Below are 9,973 nucleotides of genomic sequence, written 5' to 3'. Positions count from 1 at the left end.
AATGGCGAACAAAGACAGCTGAAAGGATGCGCATGAAACCGGCCAGCACGACGGTATCCGGGGCATAGGGGGTGAGCACCTCGATCATGGCCTGGTCGAACTGCTCCCGGTCCGGGTAGTCGCGGTGGTCCAGGCTGGCCGTGGGGATGCCCGCCTGTGCGGCCCGCTCGAGGCCGGCGGCGTTGGCGCGGTTGGAGAACACCACAGCAATCTCGGCGTCGAGAGTGCCTGCTTTCTGGGCATCCATGATCGCTTGCAGGTTGGTGCCTGAGCCGCTGATCAATACCGCCAGCTGGTGTGTCACTCTGGCAGTCCGTCCAACACTACGTCTGGCTCGCCGTCGCCGGCCTGGATTTCGCCGATCAGGAAGGCGTTTTCGCCTTCGGCTTCCAGCAGGGCGAGGGCGTCGTCCACGTGGCTGGCGGGGACAGCGATGACCATGCCCACGCCGCAGTTGAAGGTGCGGTACATCTCAAAGGCGGGTACCTGGCCTTCCTGCTGCAACCACTGGAATACGGCCGGGAATTCCCAGCTTTTGGTGTCGATCACGGCACGGACGTTGTCCGGCAGCACCCGCGGCAGGTTTTCTGGCAGGCCACCGCCAGTGATGTGTGCCATGGCGTGGACAGGCACCTGTTCAATCAACTTGAGCAGGGATTTCACGTAAATGCGGGTGGGTTCCAGCAGGTGCTCGATCAACGGCTTGCCGTCCAGATCGATGTCAGTGTCTGCCTGGGCCATGATACGGCGAATCAGGGAGTAGCCGTTGGAGTGGGGGCCGGAGGCGCCCAGAGCGATCAGCTTGTCGCCGGCTTCGACCTTGCTGCCATCCAGTACGCCGTCTTTTTCCACCACGCCGACGCAGAAACCCGCCAGGTCGTAGTCTTCGCCTTCATACATGCCGGGCATTTCTGCGGTTTCACCGCCGATCAGGGCGCAACCGGCCAGTTCGCAGCCTTCGCCAATACCGGTGACCACGCTGGTGGCAATCTCCACGTCCAGCTTGCCGGTGGCGTAGTAATCCAGGAAGAACAGCGGTTCGGCCCCGCCCACGATCAGGTCGTTAACGCACATGGCGACCAGATCGACGCCCACTTTCTCATGGCGGTTGTGGTCGATGGCCAGCCGCAGCTTGGTACCCACACCGTCAGTACCTGCCACCAAAACCGGGTTCTTGTACTTGGTGGGCAACTCGCAGAGGGCGCCGAAACCGCCGAGACCGCCCAGCACTTCCGGGCGACGGGTCCGCTTGGCAACTGGGGCGATGCGTTTAACCAGCTCGTTACCGGCGTCGATATCGACACCTGCGTCACGGTACGTCAGTGGCCGTTTCTGTTCGGTCATGGGGGGCTCCGGGTTGGTGAAGGCGCGTATTCTAGCAACGGGCCTGCCTGCTGGGGAACCTCTGCGTGACGCCTTGGGGCGTTAAACTCAGGGAAAGCGGGTTTCGTCCGACAGATAAGGTCGCTTCGCTCAGGGATTTGCCCTGTAATTTGCCGGAAACGGGTTCGCGTGGCTGAGGTGAATAGGTGATAATAGCGCGCTTGAATTTTCGGTTGGAATGAGCGCCCATGCGTTTTATTGGATTGTTGGCCGTGTTGTTGGGATGGAGCCTGCTGGCCCAGGCAGAATCGCTGGATACAGTGCAGGTGCCGGTGGATGGCCGTGGCGACGAGCAGCGGCAGGACGCGTTGGCTGAGGGCCTGGAGCAGATGCTGGTGCGTCTGAGCGGGCAGCGGGATGTACTCAATGAGGCGGTGGCTAGTGAAGCCGCTTCACGGCTGGATCGCTGGGTGACCCGCTACGATTACAACACGCTGGATGATGGCAGCAGTGCCTTGCAGGCCCGTTATGACGTGAATGGCCTGATGGCCTTCATGGCGGAGCAGGGCGCATCGGTGTGGGGGATGCCTCGGCCCAGGGTGCTGCTTTGGCTGGTGGAGCAGGGCGCAGGCCGCGGCGAGATGGTGGTGGACGGTCACCCGCTTTATGCGCAGTTGGTTGCGCAAGCCCAGCGACGTGGCCTGACCCTCGTCATCCCGAAGTGGGATAGCGAGGATCAGGGGCGTTTGAACGTGGCAGACATCCGTGGCCGTTTCGATCAGCAATTGCGTGACGCCTCCAGCCGCTACCCCCATGAGCTGATTGCTGCTGCTGTGCTGTATCAGGGTGAGCCGGCCACGGTGAGCTGGCGAGTCCTGAAAGACAAAAGCACTCTGGAAGACGGCCGGGAGAAAACGGCGAACGACGGGGAGGCCGTGACTGCGTTGATCGACCGTGTCACCGACCAGCTGGCCGCCCGCTATGCGGTGAAAGGCGCAGTAAGCGATTTGCGCACCCTGCTGGTGGTGGATCAGGTCGACCAGCTGCAGGACTGGTTTACGTTACAACAATTTCTGGCGGGCCTGAGCGGGATGCGTCGAGCCTCACTGGTACAGGCCTCCGGTACTACGCTGACCTTTGGGCTGGATTTCAGTGCCAGCGACGAGCAGTTGCGCAACCTGCTGGAGCTGTCTCCCCAGTTGCGCGCCTGCCCGGATCCGGCGGTGGCCGGGCCCCAATGGCATTACTGCTGGCGTTGATTCCATGAGTGCGCAACTTCCCCTGGCCCTGCAGCTTCGCGAGGGCAATGCCCTGGATAATTTCCACGCGGGTCCCAATGGCGCTGCCATTGCCGGGCTTCGTGAGGCGGTGGAAGGTGTCGACCGGCAGGCGTTTTTCTGGGCAGGTAACGGGCAGGGCAAAAGTCATTTGCTGGAGGGTGCAGTGCGACTGGCCCAGCACAATGGTCTGGATGCTTGTCTACTGCCTGCCAGCGAAATCATTCCACTGGTTCCGGAAGTGCTGGAATCCATGGAACAGTTCGGGCTGCTGGCCATTGATGATTGTCAGTTGTTTGCCGGCCTGCCTGCCTGGGAAGAAGCCCTGTTCCACCTTTATAACCGGCTGATGTCGTTGGGTGGACGATTGCTGGTCACCGCCAATGCGTCGCCGGGGGCAATGGGCTTGATGCTGCCTGATCTCGCTACCCGTTTGGCGGCGGGCCCGGTCTACCGGCTGATGTCGCTGGAAGACGAAGATTTACAGGCGCTATTACAGGAAAGAGCCAGGGCGCGGGGCTTGCGACTGGAACCGGAAGTGGCCCATTACATCGTCTTGCGCAGTGAGCGGTCCGCTGGCGCCTTGATGGAATTATTGAGCGATCTGGACCGTCTGGCCCTGGCGCAACAGCGCTCTGTCACGATTCCCTTTGTCAAGGATGCGCTGGGGTGGTAAAAATGGGCGCTTAACGAATAAACAACAGTTCGCTACCTGAATAGGCGATATATTGCGCTTTATAACATTGGGTTACACGCCTCGTGGCACGCTCGGCAGGCGACACGGTGCAGATATTTGTGTATCACAAAGCGCAAGAACCACATTAGAACAATAACGCCAGGCACAAAGCCTGCAGGAGAACAGAATGCGCCACCTTGGGCTACGGCAGTGCCTTGCTGGCTGCGCCTTGATTTTTGCGGCCACCTCCCATGCAACGACTTACAATATCGAGACCACCTCGGACGTGGCATTCGAAGAGGTCGTGCGTGTCGATGATGCCGGTGAAGAATCGACTTATGAGGTGCGGTTTGCTGAGAAAGATGGCCTTTGCTCTGTGCGGGAGGCTGTCTATGCAAGCAATTATCAAGTTGCCGTGGATGGCTGTGAGGCAGGCACAGGTTCGAACACGATCAAATTGGTTGCTGGTGAAACCTACTTTCTTAGTGAGGGTGAGCTGCCAATTAGTGGAGGTTTGAAGGTCCGGTTTGAAACTATTGAACCGGATGATCCTGATGACGAACCAGTTCAGCAGCCGGTTGACTGTTCGGATGATCCCTGCTCGGAAGATATAAAGCTGAAAAGTGAGGTCAGCTTTACTGTGGCGTTGGCGGCTTTTGAAGATCCTGACCTGGATAATTTACCGGCTCTGGCCCCTGCTCCGAGCGCTGGGCCTGCCAGCCTGTTCAACATTCAAGAAAGCAACTCGCTTACCGTGAAAAACATGCGTTTGGGGCCTGCCAGCGATGCTGACGACCCACTTGTTTGTACGGATTCCCTAGCGGTTGACGAGGGCGGCCTGATACGTTCTTCGGGTACCGTGATTATTGCTGAGAATATGACGCTTCAGAATGGCTGCGCCAAACAGGGGGGCGCGATTTACCTGGCTGGGAAAGGCGTCTTGTCATTTGAGAAGGGAGGACGCTTTGAGAATAACGTTGCCAGGGAAAACGGTGCTGTCATCGCTACCTCTGATGATTTTCGTGGCGGTTTTACTGGCATCGGTTTTTACATGGCCGGAAACGCGGTTGATCCTTGGACTGCAGAGAGCGCCACTATTTACATAGCTGCTTTTGTACCAGAACTTGATGATGAAGGGGTTGAGGAAGACGAACCGCAAGTACAGTTTGGTTTATCAAACGGTACCTTGGCCAATAATCGCAGTGGGGGTATCCGGGTTGAGAGGGAAAATTACGCATCCGGATTGCTGAATATGACTATCGCTTTCAATGACGGTATTGGCTTGAGCCTGGAAGGCATTCCTGTTGACCCTGACGTTGACCTGGATGAACAGGGACCAACCACCCATATCCTGCATTCTGTTGTTGTCGGTAATGAGGGCGCCTGTGACGGTACCGCTCTTGTGGAAGAAGAAACCACGCGTCCCACTGCTGCTCGTATTGAGTATGTGATCACCGATGATCCTGGCTGTGTTAACAATATGGATACGGGGGCGACAGTTAACCCCAATACGGCTCAGTCAGATATTTTTCTAGGCAAAGGCGGCATCGCTTGTGAGGTTGATGCAGAGGGAGCAGGAGGCCCGGAGGAGGGCGGTTGTGACCCGATGACAGCGGAAGAGCTGGATGGTCCCTATCCTGGTTACTTGCCGAATCCATTGCCTTTGGCCGTAGTTGGTGTGGATGGAGTTGGAGGTGACGACTTTGCCCCTAGCTTGCTCGACCGGGGCAACCCCGAAACAGCAACAACAGATTTGTGTGAAACCAACGATAACCGAGGGAAGGCCCGTGCAGGGGCCGGTGGGCGTTGTGATGTTGGGGCAGTGGAATTTCTACGCGCGACGGCCCAGTCTGATGAAATTGCCTTGATCAGTGGTCAGTCCGTTCTCGCTGATGTGCTCGAGAATGACAGAAATGATACTTGGGTGGATTGTGGTTTAGTGTCTGGTTTTGATTATGACAATCCTTCGACTTATCCGGAGTGTCTGGACGTCATTACGACACCGGGTCGTGGTAGTGCCGTGATTGAAATTATTCGCCTGGATACCGATGGCGAAGAGTTGTCCAGTGATGTGGATGACAGTGAAGTGGACCGGTTTTATCCGAAAATTCGCTACACCCCGTCCGATAATTTCCATGGCGTGGACCAACTACGTTACCAGGTGAGTGAAAGCGCCTTTGTGGGTGGCACCGATACGGGGCGAGGTTTTAATGATATTGCGAATTTGGTATCAGAGCCCGCAAGTGGCTTGACGGAGAAAAAGAGCATTGGAGCCCAAGGCGCTGGTCTGCTGCTGTTGCTGGTTTTGGTGGGAATGCTGCGCCGCCACAATCGAGCGCTGATATTGCTGATAACCATGCTGTCTGGTCCTGTGCTGGCAAAAGATATCGTGGTGGATGTGGTGGGGGATACAGATAATCCAAGCCCTGAAGCCCAGGATCAATCGCCTGCCATCAAGGGCGATGGCATTTGCACCTTGCGCGAAGCGTTAGCGAATGCCTCTGGAGACGGAAACCCGGATTGCGCCTATGGCACTAATTCAACAGACCGTATTCTTATTCCTGCCATTGAGATCAAGTTAGCAGATACCTTGATTGTTGACAGTAGCGTGGAACTTGTGGGCAAGGGGGTGCTTGATGATCCGGATGATGACGAGGACACCGTAACGCAGATTATAGGTAAGGGAGATCATCGACTTTTCGAAGTGCGGCCTATTAACCCACAGTCCGCGCACCCGACAGTCTCCTTCCAGTATTTGACGTTGGAAGGTGGAAGAGCGGAAGGCGCTGGTGATAGCGGGTCCGGTGCGGCAATTCTGACTGGCGGGTCAATAATTTTTGACAGGGTTGTGATTGCTGGAAATCAGGCAGACGAGTCCGGTGGCGTGGTCTATGTTCGCGGTAATGCGGGCAACAAGAAGTTACTGACGTTCAATCGAACCTATGTGCATGATAATCATGCGACGAACGGTGGAGTTCTGTTTACTACCTCTCAGAACGAGGAAAGTATCGAAATCGCCATGGTCGACAGCACCTTTGCCGGGAATACGGTGGCAGGCGCAGGCAGCGTTCTGAAAGCTAATATTGCTAAAGGCCGGATTGAAATTGCCAATAGTACCTTTTTCGATAACGAGGGCGGAGCGGCTCTCGATCTGACCAATAGTTTGGTGAATGCCAACCTTATGAATGCGACCTTCCGGGATAATGATGCGGGGATCGATTTAGGGAATGGTTCGGATGCTGAAGTTAAAATGTCGAACAGCATCTACTTCAATAGCGGTGCTTGTACCTCAAGCGTGGGAGCAGAGCCGGCAGAGTTGGAAGAGAGTTTTTATAATGCTTTTTCTTCTACAGCTTGCGCGGCAAAGAGTGATGATCCTGACGCTACGAATTTGGAAAACGTAGATGTAGCAGAGCTTGCTGATATGTTGACCGATGAGCCGGGTACAGGAACGAATACTAACTATGCTCCGCCCTACCTGACGATAGAGCCGAATGGTGATCTGGTAGATGCGGGCAATGATGAGGCCTCACTGGCGGCGGGTGCCAGCTCGCCTCTAAACTGCCGGTCTGTTGACTTGCGGGGAATTTCTCGAACAGCGGGAGGACGTTGTGACCTTGGTGCTTATGAGTACCAGCAGATAACGGCTGGAGATGACGAAGGCAGTAATGCGGTTTCTTCAGGGCTTCGCGCTAGCGTAGATCTTTTAGATAATGATCTGGCCAGCGATGGAGCAGAAATTATTTTGCTGGATGACAGCGTTGATCCCGTCATATTTAAAAACGGCATATTCGAATTTGAGCGTGCCAAGATTGATGATCCGGACGCGGATCCTGTTGTATATGTGGGAACCGGTGAGTTTTTTGTGCAGAGTGCTGAGGATCCCACACGGTTTGAACTGACGTACCAAGATGGGAATGGTGACGATGTTGTCGAGACCATCGATTTTGTTTGGCAGTACTATAATGAAAATCGCGACGGTTATGACCTGCATTGTGGCGATCCGATTCCGCAGTTCATTATTGATGCGAATCCAGATGTTTTTGATGACGGGGATGTAGCAGATGACTGTGTTATTCTTTATACGCCTCCGTCATTGGTTGATGAGCCGTCACGACCCAGCCCTGCGTTCGCTGATTCGGTATGTAGTGCAACCGCTAACGCTCCGGTAAAAACTGCTTTCCTGTATCGATTTCAGGATAGCGAAGGGCTATGTTCTGGGAATGCAAGTGATTGCTCGGATTGGGCTAACCCTGTAGATACGTCGGACTGGGCTACGGTTGAGTTAACGATTAACGACAAACCGCCGGAACTGGAAAGCCTCTCGCGTCTGAATGACCCTGGCCAATCCGTAGAATTCACGCTAAGCATGTCTGACCCAGATGATCCGGGTCAGGTTGTCGATTGGGAAGAAATGTGGTCGGACGGTATTTCTCCTCCGAAGAGGCGATATCAGGTCAACTTGGTCAAAGAGCCCAGTTTTAGCAAGAAGGATGAGAATCATAACGCGGTAGGTTATGGGATTTTCCTGGATGTGGCGGGGCAAATCACCTATGTCCCCGAAGGGAATTACAATACCTTCAAGGATACATTTACGGTGACAGTCGAAGACAATAAATGTGACGTTACCTCTAAACAAGCCACTTTCACTATCACTTACCCCAACGACGAAACCTCGGCCGGGTCGGGTGGTAGTCTTGGCTGGGCCATGTTGGGTGGGCTAATCCTTTTGCTGCGTCGCCGAGTGGCGGCGTAGCACCCGCCGCAGGGTTTCCCACACCACTGCCCCGAACAGCATGCTGGCCATCAGCAACACAAGCTTGGGAACGTCCACCAGGGTCCAGAACAGGATGTCGATGCTGGTGGGTTCCAGGTTCTGAAAAACGATAATGATGGCCAAAAGCGCCAATAGAATCTGTAGTGCCCCCATGGGGTGCGTGATCAGCCAGTGCCCGGATTTACGGCTGCCGCGGGCAATCAGTGAGGTTTTTTTGCCGCTGTGGTCATCCATGATCTTCCTCCTTGCTGTGTTTCGACTCTAGTCCAACTCGTGCTTGTCTCGCTACCTCCCTATACTCTCTGTAACAGTAGAAAGGAGAGGTGAATGGATATCAGTGCCGGTTGGGATCTTGTGGTGATTGGTAGTGGCCCTGCGGGTGAAGCGGCGGCGATGCAGGCGGCCAAGAAAGATCTAAAGGTGGCGATCGTAGAGGATCAGTCGTCGTTGGGCGGGAACTGCACCCACTGGGGCACGATTCCCTCCAAGGCGTTGCGGCATCAGGTGCGACAGGTGATTCGTACCCAGCGGAATCCCTTGCTACGCGGCATCATCAAGCCCCGCGAAATCCGCTGGCAGGATCTGATTGCCCGCACCCGCGAGGTAATAGACTCTCAGGTGCAGGTTCGAACGGACTTTTATGTCCGTAACCGGGTTACCGTGTTCGGGGGTCGTGGTGAGATTCTGTCACCGCAAGAAGTGCGGGTCGATGACCATGCAGGCCGCCAGCACTTGCTGAAAACCCGCAATATTCTGGTCGCTACGGGATCACGTCCCTACCACCCGGATGACGTGGACTTCTCTCATCCGCGCATCTACGACTCGGATACTATCCTGACCATGGACCATACGCCGCGGCATATCCTAGTCTATGGTGCCGGGGTCATCGGCTCGGAGTATGCCTGCATCTTCACCGGGCTTGGCATCCGGGTGGACCTGGTGAACTCCCGTGAGCACTTGCTGGATTTTCTGGATACGGAAATTTCCGATGCGCTCAGCTATCACCTGCGTGAGCAAGGCTGCACCATTCGCCAGGGTGAACACTACAAACGGGTGACGGCGGATGACGAGGGCGTAACGCTGGAGCTGGAATCCGGCAAGAAACTGCGCGCGGATGCCTTGTTGTGGTGTAACGGCCGTTCCGGGAACACCCAGAATATTGGCCTGGAAAATGTGGGGGTTGCAGCCAACAGTCGTGGGCAGCTCAAGGTCAATGAGCGCTATCAGACTGAGATGGACACGCTCTATGCCGTGGGTGATGTGGTGGGCTGGCCATCACTGGCCAGCGCCTCCTACGATCAGGGGCGTTTCTGTGCCGCCGCCATTGCTGGTGACGAAGTGCGCCAGGTAACAGACGTGCCCACGGGCATTTATACCATTCCCGGGATCAGTAGCGTTGGGCGGACCGAGCAGGAATTGACCGAAGCCAAAGTGCCGTATGACGTGGGGCAGGCCTTCTTCAAAAACCTGGCCCGGGCGCAAATTACTGGCGAGCGGGTAGGCATGCTGAAAATTCTGTTTCATCGTGAGACGTTGGCGGTGTTGGGTATCCACTGTTTTGGCTATCAAGCCATGGAGATTGTCCACGTGGGTCAGGCCATCATGCGTCAACCCGGTGAAAACAACACGCTGGAGTACTTTATTGATACCACCTTCAACTACCCAACCATGGCCGAAGCTTACCGGGTGGCGGCAATCAACGGGCTGAATCGGATTAAGCGATAGGGTATCGCTGACTGGAGGGAATGCGCTTATCCCTCCGGTTCTGTCTGTTCGGCCGGCACAGGTGTGATTCAGCGTTGCTGTTTGCCCGCTTCGATAAAGAACTCGCGATTCTTCTGCCGGGCCTGGCTGTTTTTACGTACCAGCACCTGGGTAGCACCGCTGCCGCCGCGATTGGCGGGGGTGCTGTGAAAGGCC

Annotated in this window: 7 protein-coding genes; 4 read left to right on the top strand and 3 right to left on the bottom strand. The window is 55.8% G+C overall.

Annotated elements, in window-relative coordinates; translation table 11 throughout:
• A partial coding sequence (locus tag A3754_RS03925) for a phosphoribosylglycinamide formyltransferase (protein ID WP_304439800.1) occupies positions 1 to 304 on the bottom strand: 304 nt, incomplete at its 3' end.
• Positions 301 to 1,344 carry a phosphoribosylformylglycinamidine cyclo-ligase gene (gene purM, locus A3754_RS03920; protein ID WP_063518891.1) on the bottom strand — a complete coding sequence of 348 codons (1,044 nt, stop codon included), beginning with the start codon at positions 1,342 to 1,344 and terminating at the stop codon, positions 301 to 303. The genes purM and A3754_RS03925, both read right to left, overlap by 4 nt.
• 227 nt (positions 1,345 to 1,571) lie before the next feature.
• On the opposite strand from purM, the gene A3754_RS03915 reads away from it, so the two are divergent.
• The 3 genes from A3754_RS03915 to A3754_RS03905 all read left to right on the top strand — a co-directional run bounded on the left by A3754_RS03915 (position 1,572) and on the right by A3754_RS03905 (position 8,032).
• On the top strand, positions 1,572 to 2,582 hold the full coding sequence (locus A3754_RS03915; RefSeq protein ID WP_063518890.1) for a DUF2066 domain-containing protein: 1,011 nt from the start codon (positions 1,572 to 1,574) through the stop codon (positions 2,580 to 2,582).
• 4 nt (positions 2,583 to 2,586) lie between these two features.
• Positions 2,587 to 3,276: a DnaA regulatory inactivator Hda gene (gene hda / locus A3754_RS03910; protein ID WP_063518889.1), complete on the top strand. Its 690-nt coding sequence runs from the start codon at positions 2,587 to 2,589 to the stop codon at positions 3,274 to 3,276.
• A 187-nt stretch (positions 3,277 to 3,463) separates the two neighbouring features.
• Positions 3,464 to 8,032 (top strand): choice-of-anchor Q domain-containing protein, encoded by a 4,569-nt coding sequence (locus A3754_RS03905; RefSeq protein WP_063518888.1) that lies wholly within the window; start codon positions 3,464 to 3,466, stop codon positions 8,030 to 8,032.
• On the opposite strand, the gene A3754_RS03900 is transcribed toward A3754_RS03905, so the two are convergent.
• Positions 7,997 to 8,287 carry a hypothetical protein gene (locus A3754_RS03900; protein WP_063518887.1) on the bottom strand — a complete coding sequence of 97 codons (291 nt, stop codon included), beginning with the start codon at positions 8,285 to 8,287 and terminating at the stop codon, positions 7,997 to 7,999. The genes A3754_RS03905 and A3754_RS03900 overlap by 36 nt on opposite strands.
• A 93-nt stretch (positions 8,288 to 8,380) precedes the next feature.
• On the opposite strand from A3754_RS03900, the gene sthA reads away from it, so the two are divergent.
• Positions 8,381 to 9,778 (top strand): Si-specific NAD(P)(+) transhydrogenase, encoded by a 1,398-nt coding sequence (gene sthA, locus A3754_RS03895; RefSeq protein ID WP_063518886.1) that lies wholly within the window; start codon positions 8,381 to 8,383, stop codon positions 9,776 to 9,778.
• The last annotated feature ends 195 nt before the right edge of the window (positions 9,779 to 9,973 follow it).

This window comes from Alcanivorax sp. HI0083 (genome assembly GCF_001635175.1).
This window is presented reverse-complemented; position numbering and strand designations above follow the sequence as displayed.